The organism is Xenorhabdus doucetiae, from assembly GCF_000968195.1.
GTDB lineage: Bacteria > Pseudomonadota > Gammaproteobacteria > Enterobacterales > Enterobacteriaceae > Xenorhabdus > Xenorhabdus doucetiae.
In genome coordinates, this window is the sequence record NZ_FO704550.1 from 134,321 (window position 1) to 148,247 (window position 13,927).

15 protein-coding genes are annotated in these 13,927 nt (G+C 43.8%); 11 read left to right on the forward strand and 4 right to left on the reverse strand.

Annotated features, from left to right (window positions below; translation table 11 throughout):
• Positions 1-249 precede the first annotated feature (249 nt).
• The 7 genes from radC to XDD1_RS00655 all read left to right on the forward strand — a co-directional run bounded on the left by radC (position 250) and on the right by XDD1_RS00655 (position 5,518).
• Positions 250-942, forward strand: coding sequence for a RadC family protein (gene radC / locus XDD1_RS00625; protein ID WP_045967844.1), 693 nt, complete (start codon positions 250-252; stop codon positions 940-942).
• A gap of 188 nt (positions 943-1,130) precedes the next feature.
• A complete protein-coding gene (gene rpmB / locus XDD1_RS00630; protein ID WP_045967846.1) occupies positions 1,131-1,367 on the forward strand; it encodes a 50S ribosomal protein L28 in 237 nt (78 codons plus the stop codon).
• Between the two features lie 11 nt (positions 1,368-1,378).
• The gene (rpmG, locus tag XDD1_RS00635; RefSeq protein ID WP_010847629.1) at positions 1,379-1,546 is read left to right on the forward strand and encodes a 50S ribosomal protein L33; all 168 of its coding nucleotides are present in this window, start codon (positions 1,379-1,381) and stop codon (positions 1,544-1,546) included.
• A gap of 162 nt (positions 1,547-1,708) precedes the next feature.
• A complete protein-coding gene (locus XDD1_RS00640; protein WP_045967848.1) occupies positions 1,709-2,827 on the forward strand; it encodes a glycosyltransferase family 4 protein in 1,119 nt (372 codons plus the stop codon).
• 189 nt (positions 2,828-3,016) lie between these two features.
• Complete coding sequence (locus XDD1_RS19790; protein WP_045967851.1) at positions 3,017-3,220, forward strand: hypothetical protein; 204 nt, start codon at positions 3,017-3,019, stop codon at positions 3,218-3,220.
• A gap of 16 nt (positions 3,221-3,236) precedes the next feature.
• Positions 3,237-4,340: a glycosyltransferase family 4 protein gene (locus tag XDD1_RS00650; RefSeq protein WP_045967853.1), complete on the forward strand. Its 1,104-nt coding sequence runs from the start codon at positions 3,237-3,239 to the stop codon at positions 4,338-4,340.
• A complete protein-coding gene (locus XDD1_RS00655; protein ID WP_045967855.1) occupies positions 4,340-5,518 on the forward strand; it encodes a glycosyltransferase family 4 protein in 1,179 nt (392 codons plus the stop codon). Before XDD1_RS00650 ends, XDD1_RS00655 begins: the two co-directional genes overlap by 1 nt.
• Before the next feature lie 65 nt (positions 5,519-5,583).
• Here XDD1_RS00655 and rfaL read toward each other — a convergent pair whose 3' ends face one another.
• Complete coding sequence (gene rfaL / locus XDD1_RS00660) at positions 5,584-6,831, reverse strand: O-antigen ligase RfaL (RefSeq protein ID WP_045967857.1); 1,248 nt, start codon at positions 6,829-6,831, stop codon at positions 5,584-5,586.
• Between the two features lie 117 nt (positions 6,832-6,948).
• On the opposite strand from rfaL, the gene mutM reads away from it, so the two are divergent.
• Complete coding sequence (gene mutM, locus XDD1_RS00665; RefSeq protein WP_045967859.1) at positions 6,949-7,770, forward strand: bifunctional DNA-formamidopyrimidine glycosylase/DNA-(apurinic or apyrimidinic site) lyase; 822 nt, start codon at positions 6,949-6,951, stop codon at positions 7,768-7,770.
• 34 nt (positions 7,771-7,804) lie between these two features.
• Here the strand turns inward: mutM and coaD are convergent, their stop codons facing one another.
• From coaD to waaA, 3 genes are read right to left on the reverse strand one after another with little or no spacing between them, the layout of a single operon-like run.
• The gene (gene coaD / locus XDD1_RS00670; protein WP_045967861.1) at positions 7,805-8,293 is read right to left on the reverse strand and encodes a pantetheine-phosphate adenylyltransferase; all 489 of its coding nucleotides are present in this window, start codon (positions 8,291-8,293) and stop codon (positions 7,805-7,807) included.
• Positions 8,256-9,065: a glycosyltransferase family 2 protein gene (locus XDD1_RS00675; protein WP_045967863.1), complete on the reverse strand. Its 810-nt coding sequence runs from the start codon at positions 9,063-9,065 to the stop codon at positions 8,256-8,258. Before XDD1_RS00675 ends, coaD begins: the two co-directional genes overlap by 38 nt.
• A complete protein-coding gene (gene waaA, locus XDD1_RS00680) occupies positions 9,065-10,342 on the reverse strand; it encodes a lipid IV(A) 3-deoxy-D-manno-octulosonic acid transferase (protein WP_045967865.1) in 1,278 nt (425 codons plus the stop codon). Before waaA ends, XDD1_RS00675 begins: the two co-directional genes overlap by 1 nt.
• A 224-nt stretch (positions 10,343-10,566) precedes the next feature.
• Between waaA and rfaQ the strand changes: the two genes are divergently transcribed.
• The 3 genes from rfaQ to XDD1_RS00695 are packed head-to-tail and all read left to right on the forward strand — an operon-like array spanning position 10,567 to position 13,855.
• Positions 10,567-11,631, forward strand: a complete 1,065-nt coding sequence (gene rfaQ / locus XDD1_RS00685; protein ID WP_045967867.1) for a putative lipopolysaccharide heptosyltransferase III — start codon at positions 10,567-10,569, stop codon at positions 11,629-11,631.
• The gene (locus tag XDD1_RS00690) at positions 11,628-12,758 is read left to right on the forward strand and encodes a glycosyltransferase family 4 protein (RefSeq protein ID WP_045967869.1); all 1,131 of its coding nucleotides are present in this window, start codon (positions 11,628-11,630) and stop codon (positions 12,756-12,758) included. Before rfaQ ends, XDD1_RS00690 begins: the two co-directional genes overlap by 4 nt.
• The gene (locus XDD1_RS00695; protein ID WP_045967871.1) at positions 12,755-13,855 is read left to right on the forward strand and encodes a glycosyltransferase; all 1,101 of its coding nucleotides are present in this window, start codon (positions 12,755-12,757) and stop codon (positions 13,853-13,855) included. The genes XDD1_RS00690 and XDD1_RS00695 overlap by 4 nt, the downstream gene beginning before the upstream one ends.
• Positions 13,856-13,927: the final 72 nt, after the last annotated feature.

Sequence of the window (13,927 nt, forward strand, 5' to 3'; positions counted from 1 at the left end):
CCCAGAGGTCAGTTGCAATTCCTTAAGATTCTATCACAAGAAAATATTGAGTTGAGAACCGCGCCTGCTTAGGCAGCCAAAATGACAAGTTTGCGAAGCGCTGCGCAAGCCTCACAAATCGGGCTGGCGATGATTTTTTCATCATGGGATAGTAGCGGCGATAGTAGGCGGCGAGTGAATATCGGTTTGATGGAGGCCATCGTCACGGAGGGTGGTTATGGGGCAAGGAAGGTTAAGGGAGGAGTCTGTATGGATGTCACAGCAATGGAAAAAAGCGAAGAATTGCATTCAAATCTTCCTCCCCGTGAGAAATTACTGGCTTATGGGGCGGTTTCTTTAACGGATGCGGAGTTATTGGCGATCTTTTTGCGTACGGGAACCCGGGGCATTCCTGTCGTGCAAATGGCGGATAATCTGCTGAAATCGTTTGGTTCACTTTACCATCTGTTATCCGCGGATTACGCCGACTTTTGTTCCCATAAGGGCATGGGATTGTGCAAATATGTCCAGTTGCAGGCGATATCTGAATTGGCAAAACGATTTTTTTCCAGTCAGTTTATCCACGAAGATATTATGAGCAGTCCCGCGATAACTCAGCATTATTTGCAGGATTTATTATCTTGGCAAGATCGAGAAGTCTTTGTGGTGCTGTTTTTGACAAACCAAAATAAAGTTATCTGCCATGATGAAATGTTTAAAGGAACGATAAACAAAGTTGAAGTTCATCCGCGCGAAATTGTCAAACAGGCGGTGAAAGTGAATGCGGCAGCGATTATTCTTGCCCACAATCACCCTTCCGGCAATCCAGAGCCTAGCCTGGCAGATAAATTGGTGACAGAAAAAATTATTGAGGCTTGTGAGTTGGTTGGCGTTAAGGTTTTGGATCATATTGTCATTGGCAAACAATCTTGTGTCTCATTTATGGAAAGAGGTTGGATTTAATACGGTTTTTTCGCGATACGATCATATCTTAGCTGTTCGGGACTTGAGCATCTGCGAATGAGGGCGTATACTACGCCACCTTTGAGGATCTTGGGTTTGACGAGAAGAGCCTATCTCGGCTCCTAAGCCTGACGAGGCGGTCACACCCAATACAAAGCTCGAGCTTATTTGATTTTTGGAGAATAGACATGTCCCGAGTCTGCCAAGTTACTGGCAAGCGCCCGGTGAGTGGTAACAACCGCTCCCACGCATTAAATGCGACTAAGCGTCGTTTTCTGCCTAACCTGCACTCTCACCGTTTCTGGGTTGAGTCTGAGAAACGTTTTGTAACCCTGCGTGTAACTGCTAAAGGTATGCGTGTGATTGACAAAAAAGGTATCGACACAGTTCTGGCTGAACTGCGTGCCCGTGGTGAGAAGTACTAAGGAGCTGAAAAATGGCTAAAGGTATTCGCGATAAAATCAAGCTGGTCTCTTCTGCTGGTACAGGTCACTTCTATACCACAACGAAGAACAAGCGTACTATGCCAGAAAAACTGGAAATGAAAAAATTCGATCCAGTTGTTCGCCAGCATGTTATGTACAAAGAAGCTAAAATTAAATAATTTTAGTGGATTGTGAAAAGCCCAGCATTATGCTGGGTTTTTTTATATCTGTTGATAACGCAATGGCAGTGACGTTTAAATCAGGTGATGTGTGTGAACGTCAGACATTGTTCAGTTATACTACCGTTTTTTTAATGATGAGCCGTCAAGCGTAGCGCTAAAATGGTTAGAAAGACTTTGAATATCTTACATACAGAATCATCGTGCGGCTGGGGAGGGCAGGAAATTCGTATCCTGACAGAATCTCAGGGCATGATACAGCGTGGGCACCATGTGGTTATCGTTTGTTGCCCGACTTCAACGCTTTACCGCGAAGCCCACCGTTATGGTGTGCCGGTTGTTACACTTCCCATTGAAAAAAAACGTTTTTCCTGTCTGCGGGCAATGCGTCATTGGCTAAAGACCGAAGGTCGCCAATTCGATGTTATCAATACCCATAGCTCTACGGACGCTTGGCTAGTGGCTGCGGCATGTGCCACATTAAAAGGCATGCCGCCGATCGTCCGAACCCGTCATGTTTCAACTCATGTTTCAAAATCCATTGCGACTCGTTGGCTATATTTGCACGCCTGCCAGCACATTGTGACCACAGGGGAAAAACTGCGCCAATATCTGCATGCATATAATGATTATCCACTCGATCATATGACTTCGGTACCGACAGGGATTGATTTGTCGCGTTTTCATCCTGCAAGTAAGTCATTGAGTCGTCAGCGCATTGGTATCAAAGACAAGCCAACACTGGGTATTGTTGCCACCATGAGAACGTGGAAAGGGCATCGTTATTTGCTCGATAGTTGGAAAATTCTTCATCAACGTTATCCTGACTGGCAATTGCTGTTCGTGGGCGATGGCCCGCAGAGAAAGAACTTAGAGCCGCGGGTTCAGCAGGAAAGGTTGACCGAAAGTGTCATTTTTCTCGGCAACCGTCAGGATGTCCCTGATTGCTTAAATGCAATGGATATCTTTGCCTTACCTTCGTTTGGTAATGAAGGTGTACCTCAAGGCATCATGCAGGCAATGGCATGTGGATTACCGGTGGTGTCTACCTCCGTGGGCGCGATTGCCGAAGCCGTGATTGATGGCGATACGGGGTATGTTATCGAACCGAGAAATGTTGAACAATTAACAGAAAAATTAGACTTATTAATTCATGATGCAGAGTTGCGTTTACGGATGGGAGAGGCTTCACTGCAACGGGCTATTCACTTATTTGGCATGGATAATATGTTAGATAAAATGGAGTCTATTTTTTATCGTAGTATAGAAAGCAAGCGGTAATAGTTTGTTTGTATTATTTCTATCTGGATTGGAAAAATAAGCGATATTGTTATTTAACAGTTTGAAATATAATAAATTTTATTTTTCATGGCTATTGTATTTATTCACCGTAAATAGAACATCGAATAACTTTATTGTATAGTACCCCAAAGTGCCAATCCTTGGATTGATAATTTAATATTCATTATTATGCAACCCCAAAATATTTTAATCATCAATATTGCCCGCTTTGGTGACACATTGCTTGTGACCCCGGTTATTCGGGCTTTGAAAGAATTAGCGGTCATTGAACATCCTGTCGATTACAGGCAGGCAACCCGCCAAGATGCAATGTCAGCCATATCGGTAGATCAAGTCTGGCATTCAGTTCAGAACTTGCTGGAAAATCAATGAAAGGATAGTGAATAAAATGAAGATAGGATTTATCGATGTCACTGTGACCATGTCGTACGGCGGTATCCAAACCGCTGTTTGGGAGTTAGCCAAGGCGCTGACAGATGCGGGGCATGAAGTCCATATTTTCGGTGGTACTGGCGATGTCCGGCCGGCATTAGGCGGAAGAAATATCCCTATTCACACTTTCCCATTTATCCCCAGAGCGCGCGTAGTTAACCTTGGACGCCGCTTCCAACGCATTGTTGAACGTTATTCTTTTTCCCGTCATGCCCGTGAAACGGTGATTGCTGAAAATTTTGACTGGGTGATTTTGACGAAACCGTTTGATTTTTTCTGGCCGAGAATGATGCCTGAAACCGCCCCTACCCAGTTTTGCTATATGAGTGGCGGAACCAGTTTTTTTAAAGGGGATCGGGTATTAGGCAAGAAAATCTCGGCTTGGGCTGCATGTAGTCATTTTAATGCCTGGCAGATTCAGCATCACTTCAAGCAATTTCCAAACGTCATCTATAATGGGGTAGATATCGATAAATTCAAACCTGCTGATTCGGCTGTCCGAACTCGGTTAGGCATCAATGAAAAAACGTTCCTGTTAACGTTTGCCGGCAGGTTGGTGGGTTGGAAGGGCATGAAAGTCGCCATTGATGCAATGGTTTTGCTGCGGGACAAGGACGTAAAGTTATTGATTATTGGTGAAGGTGAAGATTTAAAATTGCTTGAAAAGCGGGTTTCTGCTTTAAGTCTGGAAGAATCCGTCATTTTTCACCCTCCAGTAGGTCATGATCAATTACCTGAATTTTATGCGGCGGGTGATGCGGGTATTTTTCCGAGTATTGGCGATGAGGCATTTGGTATTACTATTGCAGAAGCGATGGCGTGTGGGCGTCCGGTGATTGCCAGTTATATTGGTGGAATACCAGAGGTGGTCGGCAATGAGGGGAGTGCGGGTATTTTGGTGGCGCCCGGTGATGCTGCGGCTATTGCTGATGCGGTGAATCATCTTTTGTCCCTGCCGGATAGAGGGGAAAATATGGGGAAATCTGCCCGCCAGAGAATTGAAACAATGTACACTTGGGAACATTCTGCCAGACGTTTATTGAACGCCATAAAAAAATAATGAAAATTGCGTATATTGATCCTTATCCTGTACCTGATTATCGGGTTGCCTCACTGCAAATTTTGCAGAATGTAGATGCTTTTGCCCGTCAGGGGCATCGTGTTTATCTGATCACCCCAAAAGGCCAAACCCAAGTTGAAGAAATACTTGGCCGGTCGCTGCCACCTTCTGTGGAACTCATTGCCCTGCACGATATACGAAGAAAATGGTATTTCCCGCTAAATACTCAGAAACTGTTTTACTTGCAGGTTTCTCACTGGCTTAAAGAACATCAGGTTGATGCGCTTTTTACCCGCAATATTAAAATGGCGAATTACCTGTTGTGTCATCATCCGGATATCCCTCATTTCTTTGAAAGCCACGAAGTATTTTCTCAGTCGTTTAAAGAATCCCATGATTTGCTCAATCGTAAAAACCAACATAAATATCATAAACTCAGAAAGATTGAGCAGCAGGTTTATGAGCGTTCTCAGGTGGTCTTTGTTCTGACCTCGTTATTACAAGAAGACATTTATCAGCAATATAGCGTCAAAACACCGATTGTCGTGGCACCTGATGGCGTTGATATGCTGGCGGTTGAATCGACTAAACAGACGCCTGCCAGCCGCGATCACAGTAGCGCACTGCCTAAAAAAGTGCTTTATTTGGGCAGTCTGCATCGTTGGAAAGGCGTCCCAACAGTCATGAAAGCGATGTTTTATCTGGATAACGTTGAACTGAACATTGCCGGCGGCACAACTGAACAAGTTGAGCGATTGCGTCAGGTTGCTGAACAGATTGGCGTGAGTGATAAAGTGAATTTTCTTGGCTTTATTCAACCTAAAAAACGCTTTCAGGTGATTGCTGATAGTGATATTTGTGTTTTGCCCTTGACGAAAACCAGTATTGGCAGCCGTTATACCTCCCCGCTTAAACTTTTTGAATATATGGCGATGGGTAAACCTGTCGTTATTTCAGATTTCCCTTCTATTCGTGATGCTGTGGATGAGGATGCGGTAAATTTTGCGGATAGTGAAAATGCAGAGAGTTTTGCTGAACAGATACAGTGGTTGATTAATCATCCCGCCGAAATGAAGGCGAAAGCTGATTATTCCCAACGATTGGTTGCAGAACGCTTTAACTGGGATCAGCGTGCGAAGTTAATCATGAGTGTGATAGCGGAAAAATTACGCCCATAATCAGCAGCTCTCAGTGATAAATTCAGCCCATGGCATCTGTTGGCTATGGGCTGATATTTTACCGTTTAGTTTATCGCCTTATCGGTAGGTTTCTTATATAGCGCAATCATCAGACCAAACAGGATACCTATTTCATTGATATAGGCATTTTCAAAAGCCCCTCTGACAATAAATATGCCAATAAAAGCAGACAGAAGGATCAGGCCTGATTGACGGATCATGCCCTTATGTTGGCGAATGATTTGCCCTCCGGTCAATAGCGCTGAAAATGTCATTAACACCGTTGTGAACAAACCAAGGACACCAGCCGAAAACCAAAGTGATAAGAAGATATTATGTGGACCAATTGACGTTCTGAATGTCCAATCAGGATAATCAGCGACACGGCTATTGTAGACTTGATGATAAATTTTATTACCAAAACCATAGCCCTTGATAGGGTTTTCCATGATTAAGGACCAGGCAGAACCTTGGGTGCCGTTACTATAGCGATAGCTGCTATCTGTTTGGGTGAGTTTATGGATCAGTAATCGAGTATCAGGGTTGGATATCGCTGACCAGTGTGTCGCGCCAGCCAGTATCCCCAGACATATTGTTGCTGCAAGGGTGAGTTTCCACTCTCTGTTAATCACAATGATAAACACCGTGGCGACGACAATGGCAACCCAGGCACCACGGGAAAGCGTTCCAAGGAGTAAGAATAAGCTAATCGCTGAGGCAATAATCAACAGTAACCAGCTTAGCAGTGAATGCCTTTTCCATAACGCCCAGGTACAAAGTAATACCGGGAAATAGAAAATAAACCCGTAAGAAAATTCGCGGTGATTGAAATTCGTAAACGGCATTTCACCTGTAGCATGGTAATTAATGATGTATTTCGCAATATCGGTGAGTGAGATAGCGGCCATACCGATAATAAAGGCAATGAGGATCATCTTAGCGATATGCTCTTTACTTTCTTGATAGAGCACAACGGGAAGAGTAAAACTGAATAAAAGGAGTCCATTTAAAATCGGTTTGTTCATTTCCTTGAAACTCAATGCAGGATCAATGGAAATCCCAACGGAATAGAACATCGCCAGAACGAACAGTAATACAGATAAAAACAGGTGGTTACGTAATGAACGGGCTACTTGACGAAAATCCTTTACCAGATAATAGAGTGCAGTTATACAGATAAGGATCATGACAAGATTTTTGTATCTTGTGATATCTGGCAGATAAACAAGTATGAGATATAGCCCAACAAGAGATAAATTCCATAAGGATTTCTTGTTATGACTGATGTTAAAACCATTTTTTATATTAAGCATAATAATCAATCTATTTTTTTATATTACCCAATCGAATCTGGCTGCAAATAATACATGAAAACGGTATTGTAATCTGTTCAGATCCACTGTCGTAGATAATTTATTCAAGGAGTTGGTATGCCGGAGCTACCAGAGGTGGAAACCAGCCGCAGGGGGATTGAGCCTCACTTGGTTGGCAATGTGATCCAATATGTTGAGGTCAGAAATTCCCGTTTACGCTGGCCGGTTTCCGAGCAAATCATGGCGCTTTCAGACAGGCCGGTGCTGAGTGTTCAACGGCGGGCAAAGTACTTATTGCTTGAGTTGCCGGAAGGCTGGATTATTATCCATTTGGGCATGTCTGGCAGCTTGCGTGTTTTGTTGAATGAACAGCCGCCGGCAAAGCATGATCATGTCGATGTGGTGATGGCTGACGGCAAAATTCTCCGCTATACCGATCCCCGGCGTTTTGGTGCATGGCTGTGGAGTGATAATCTTAATGCGTGCTCGGTACTGGCTCATTTAGGCCCAGAGCCGCTTTCCGATCGGTTTGATGGCGAATACCTTTACACGCTTTCCCGTAATAAAAAAACCGCGATTAAACCATGGCTAATGGATAATAAAGTGGTGGTGGGTGTCGGGAATATCTATGCCAACGAAGCGTTATTCGTTGCCCGTATCTTGCCTGAACGTCCCGTGCACTCACTGACGCAGCAAGAGGCCCATCTGTTGGCTGATACCATCAAACAGATCTTACGCCGTTCGATTGAACAAGGCGGAACGACACTGAAGGATTTTCTACAATCTGATGGCAAACCAGGATATTTTGCCCAAGAATTGTTCGTTTATGGCAAGAAAGGTGAACCTTGCCCACGATGCGGTGAAAAAAGCGGTGAGAAAATCGACAGTATAAAGTTGGGGCAACGCAGTACTTTTTTCTGCCGTCAGTGCCAGCATTAAGCGCAGGGGGCAGAAAGTAATCGCCCCCGCACAATTAATCTTTGCCCAATTTCTTTAGCATTGCCTGTGTGACCGGTTTTGACAGGAAGGATGAAACGTCGCCATCATGGCGTGCAACATCCTTGATTAAGGATGATGAAACGAAAGAGAGCGTTTGCGAAGGCAATAAAAAGACGCTTTCCAGCTCTGGCATAAAATGTCGGTTCATATTGGCGAGTTGCCATTCATATTCAAAATCAGAAACAGAACGCACCCCACGGATTAAGATATTCGCCTGCTGCTTTTTGGCAAAATTCACCATCAGCTCGCTAAACCCAACCACATCGACATTTTCCAGATGAGCCGTGGCTTCTTTTGCCAGCCCGACACGTTCTTCCAGGCTGAACATGGGATTTTTTCTGTCACTGTTGGCGATAGCCAGTAAAACATGGTCAAACATGTTTGCGGCACGCGTCACGATATCAAGATGACCGTAAGTAATGGGGTCAAAGGTGCCGGGATAAATCGCTTTTCTTTTCGTCATTGTTTTTACTCTTTATTTGAGTCATTTCCCAAAGGGCAGCGTATTTATTGAACGTATACTGGGCATTCACCATGGCTAACACCAGACCTTGCTTACCATCCAAAAACCCTGCCCGTAATAGCCAGGTTTTGAAAAATGCCCCCAGCGTATGGCTGATGATAGAAAAATAACGGACTTCTTTGCCTTGCTCGTAACGATGCTTCGCCCAATCTCTCGCATAATTCAATTGTTTTTGCTGGAACTCCATCAGGTTACGGCAAGTCAGGTGACGTAAATCACCTTTTAGTGTCACGACAGGCGCGCCTTGAGTTTCCAGCGATTCATGAACCTGATGATCATTGTATTGGTAACGTTCACGGCAATAAAGACGAGTCACTCTATCGGGATACCAGCCACTGTGTCGCATAAAGCGGCCCATAAACAGATTAAGGCGCGCGCAGCGATACACTTTACTGTCATCAGGGGTGGCGAGAATTTGCTCGATGGATGCCTTAAGCTCTGGCGTCACACGTTCATCGGCATCAATCATAAAAATGTAATCGCCGCTGGCATAGGATTGTGCGAGTCGTCGCTGCCGGCCGAAGCCCGGCCATTGGGTATTCGAGTAGACTTTTGCCCCCATCTCACTGGCTATCTGGCAAGTGGTATCGGTGCTGCCGGAATCCAGGACGATGATTTCATCCGCCCAATTGACAGACAGCAGACAATCCGCAATCAAATCAGCGGCATTTTTGGTGATCATGACAACGGACAGCCGTTTTTTCGCAACCATCAATGGCTCCTTGGCGGGAGATAAGGTTCCAGTAATTTTAGCAAGCGTTGAAGAGCGCCTTGGTTCTCATGCAGAACTTCCGCAGCATGGTGGCCGTAATAGCGGCGGTAATCTTCGTCTGTTAGCAGGCTATGGATAGCGGAACTTAATGACTGGCTATCCGTCACCGTAATCAGCCCATCCGCTTTATTCAGCTTGGCACAGATATCTTTAAAATTGAATGTATGGGGGCCCATAATCACGGGGATCGCGTGTGCTGCCGCTTCCAGCGGGTTATGCCCGCCTCGCTCGATCAGGCTCCCGCCGACAAAAGCCAGATCAGCAATACCGTACAGGAGCATCAGTTCTCCCATCGTATCGCCAATCACCACTTGCACATTGGTATCAGGGATCGTGCCGGCACTGCGTAAGATCGCGTTTAAGCCGGCTTTTTGGGTTAACTCAGCAGCTTTGCCAAAGCGTTCAGGATGGCGGGGCACCAGAATTAACAACAGATCAGGAAATTGTTTCAGCAGTTTACAATGTGCGTCCAGAAGGATGGTCTCTTCCCCATCATGGGTGCTGGTGGCTATCCATACTGGCCGATGAGGTGCCCATTGGCGCCGCAATGTGACGGCTTTCGCCGCAAGCTCTGGTGTCACCGAGATATCGAACTTAAGGCTGCCGGTCACAGAGAGCTGAGAACGCCTTAATCCCAACTCGATAAAGCGTTCACCATCTTCCTGATTTTGTGCCGCGATCAAAGTGATTTTGTTTAAAATGGTTTTAATGAAGCTGCTAATTTTCTGATATCCCGCCGCAGAACGGGCGGACAGCCTTGCGTTGGCGATAACCAGCGGAATTTCCCGTTGGTGTAGCGCAGTGATCAAATTAGGCCACAGTTCGGTTTCCATAATGATCACTAACTTGGGATTGACGTGATCAAGAAAACGGTTCATTGAACCGGGCAGGTCATAGGGAAGATAGACATGGTTAACATCATTGCCCAGAGCAGACAGCACCCTTTCAGAGCCTGTCGGTGTCATGGTGGTTATCGTAATCGGCAACAAAGGATAGTGGTGCCGTAAGATCCGCACCAGCGGAATGGCAGCCAGTGTCTCTCCAACAGAAACGGAATGCAGTAAAATCCCCCCAGGGGTGACTTTTTGGGCGCAGAAGCCATAGCGCTCACCCCAGCGTTTACGATACGCCGGTGATTTGCGACTGCGCAGCAGTAGGCGTAACCAGATAATGGGTTGGATAAGGTAGAGGAGTACCTGATATAAGCGAAGCAACATTCTATCAAATTCACTGACATGGACTGCGGTTATAGTACCACATTGGCTTGAAGAAAGTGTGTAAAATGCGGATATGTTGTGCGCCTGTTTCTACTAAGTTGGGGGAAAAGTAGTTAATGTGTCAGATAAATACACTTGATATCTAAAGATAGAAAGAGGAAGTTGCTATCTTTAGAATATAATGTAATGAGATTTCTGCCTCAAGCGCGAATATTGGAAACACAATGGGCAAAACATCCCCTCGATTTAAAAAGATCCTGATCATAAAACTAAGACATCATGGTGATACATTGCTTATCACGCCAGTTGTGAATACGTTGAAAGAAAATTTTCCTGGCGCTAAAATTGATGTTTTACTGTACAAAGAAACAGGGCCAATGTTACAGAATCTCACTTCCGTATCTCATATTTTTGCCATAGATAGACAGTGGAAAAAGGAAGGAACGAAAGCGTATATCGCCCATCATTGGTGTTTGTTGAAGCAATTAAGAAAAAGAAAATATGATCTCATCATTAACCTTGCTGATCAGTGGTACAGCGCTTTGGTATCTAAGATTTCTGGGGCCCCAATCCGTATTGCCTTTGATTTTCCCAAACGACAAAACGGGTTATGGAAAGTTTGTTTTAGTGACTTGATTTCTACGGAAGGTGAAGAATCTCTACATGTTGTTGAGCAAAATCTATCAATACTGAAACCGATTAACCTTTCCAATATCAATTTTGATGTAACGATGAGTTATAGTGAAGATGATTGGCATAAGGTATCAAATCTTTTGCGTGTCGGTGGGATTCATCACAAGTATATTGTTATCCATCCGGCATCACGCTGGTTTTTCAAGTGCTGGAATGATGGGAAGATGAGTGAAATCATTCACGCTTTGCAAGCAGACGGACATTCAATTGTCGTTACATCAGGGCCTGAGTCACGGGAAAAAGAGATGGTGGAGAAAATTTTATCCGCCTGTAATCAGGAAAATGTTATCTCTTTAGCGGGTCAACTCACATTACCCCAACTTGGGGCTTTGATTGCCCATGCTAAGTTGTTTATTGGGGTTGATTCTGTTCCTATGCATATGGCTGCTGCCTTGAAAACACCTTGTATTGCATTATTTGGGCCTTCTAAATTAGTTTTCTGGCGTCCATGGCAGGTTAATGGGGAAGTGATTTGGGCGGGGAATTACGGTAAATTACCTGATCCTGATGATATTGATACCAAAACAGAGACTCGTTATTTGGATCTTATCCCTACTGATGTTGTGATTACTGCTGCCCGGAGATATTTATCATGAAACCTATGCGCCTTGCCATTGTCCGGCAAAAATATCGGCCTGATGGAGGTGCTGAACGTTTTATTTCCAGAGCACTTGAAGCCTTAGATAATGATAGCTTGGACTTGAACGTCATTACTCGCTCTTGGGAAGGGAGTCGTAATCCTAATTGGCACGTGCATTTGGTCAATCCTTTTAAATGGGATCGGATTAGTCGAGAGAAGCGATTTGCCGAGGCCGCCATCCGTATTTGGCAAAGAGAGAAATTCGATATTGTTCAAAGTCATGAACGAATTGCCGGATGTGATGTGTATCGGGCGGGGGATGGTGTCCATCGACGTTGGTTGCAGCAAAGAGCACGTATCTTACCATCTTGGAAAAGCAAATTGCTTTTTGCCAGCCGCTATCATCGTTATGTTATGGATGCTGAGAAAAGGATGTATTTCTCCCCTGAATTAAAAAAAGTGATTTGCAACTCTGAGATGGTTAAGCGTGAGGTAATGGAAGATTTTGGTCTTCCTGATGAAAAAATTTCTGTTATCTATAATGCCATTGACCAGTCACAATTTTTTCCTGTCGGGGAAACTGAACGGATCGCGTTACGGCAGAAATATGCTATTCCTGTACAGGCAAAATGTTTTGTCTATGTAGGCTCAGGTTTTGAAAGAAAAGGATTAAAAGCTGCAATAGAAGCTATCAGCATGACAGATGCTTATCTGGTTGTGATCGGACAAGATAAAGAAGAAGATAAATATAAGCAGTTAGCCAACTCACTTGGTTGTCATAAACAAGTTCGATTTTTTGGCGTACAAAAAAAGACACTGCCATTTTATCAAATAGCGGATGGTTTATTATTACCAACGCTATATGATCCTTTCCCGAACGTTATTTTGGAAGCAATGGCATGTGGCTTACCTGTCATAACAAGTGATACTTGTGGAGGAGCTGAATTCATTGTTTCAGGAGAGAACGGCTTTGTGTGCGATGCTCTGGATATTTCAGCTTTAGCGGAATCTATTTCTTCAGTGCCTGCGGAACATTTAACCAGTAAGATCTCAAAGTTATCAAAAGAGAAAATAGTGAACTATACTCCCCTTTATTTATCTCAGCAGCTTACGGAACTGTATAGCAAGGTGCTTTCCCGATGAAAGGACATATTCTATTTATCATTGACGGATTACCAGGAGGGGGAGCTGAAAACGTTACAATTCGTTTATGTAGCGGCCTGCAACAAAAAGGTTTTGATATTACCTTGCTATCTCTCTCTGATAAGTGTGATTACCCGATCCCAAATCATGTTGAACTAATCATTAATACAGACGAATACAGAGGGCCTTTTAGAAGACAGACTGAAATTGTTCGTAGAGCTAAATCTATGGATAAAATTTTGTCAAAAGTCTTTCTTCAAAAAGGTAAACCAGTGTTAGTGATATCTAACTTACATAAAACGGATCGTATTGTTGCGAAATCTAAAACATTGGCAAACTTAAATGTATGGTTTTGTATTCATGGTATATTTTCAAAATCGTATCTTGAAAACAAAACGGGATTATCTCGTTGGATTAAGAAATGGAAAATTCGGCAAGTTTATCGAAACCGTAACTTGATTTGTGTTTCTGATGCTGTTGGATTGGATTTGAAAGAAAACTTATCGTTGGCTCCCAGAAACATGGTCACGATTTACAATCCATTCAATCTTACTGAAATTAAAACGCATTCTTTGGAAAATAACCCTTATTCCGGCGAAAATTATTTTCTTCATCTTGGGCGTTTCCACAGCGTAAAACGCCATGATCGCTTGCTGGAAGCTTTTGCCATGGCTGCTCTCCCTTGTAAGTTGTTAATTGCAGGTCAAGGTGATGAAAACACAGTCAGGATAATAAAACAAAAAATTGCGGAACTTGGCTTGCAATCTAAAGTTTTCCTAATTGGCTTCTTAGCGAACCCATTACCGATAATACGGGAGGCTAAAGCTGTTGTATTAAGTTCAGATAGCGAAGGTCTAGGCAATGTTTTGATTGAGGCTTTGATTTGTAATACTCCGATTGTCAGCACGAATTGCCCTGGTGGAGTCAGCGAGATTATGGTGGGTGAATTGGAACAATATAAATCTGAGTTGACCTCTGACTCGTTAGCGGAAAAAATGCGACTTGTTTACCAAAATCCTCCGGAAATCACGGAAAATATGTATAAGAAATTCGACTTGGAAGTTGTGCTTGGTAAGTATTTAGGTTTGATAGGATAATAAACTCTAAAGGATTCTGGACGTAGTATTGATAAAATAGATAATATGATGGCATTTGAATTGGTGTAGACA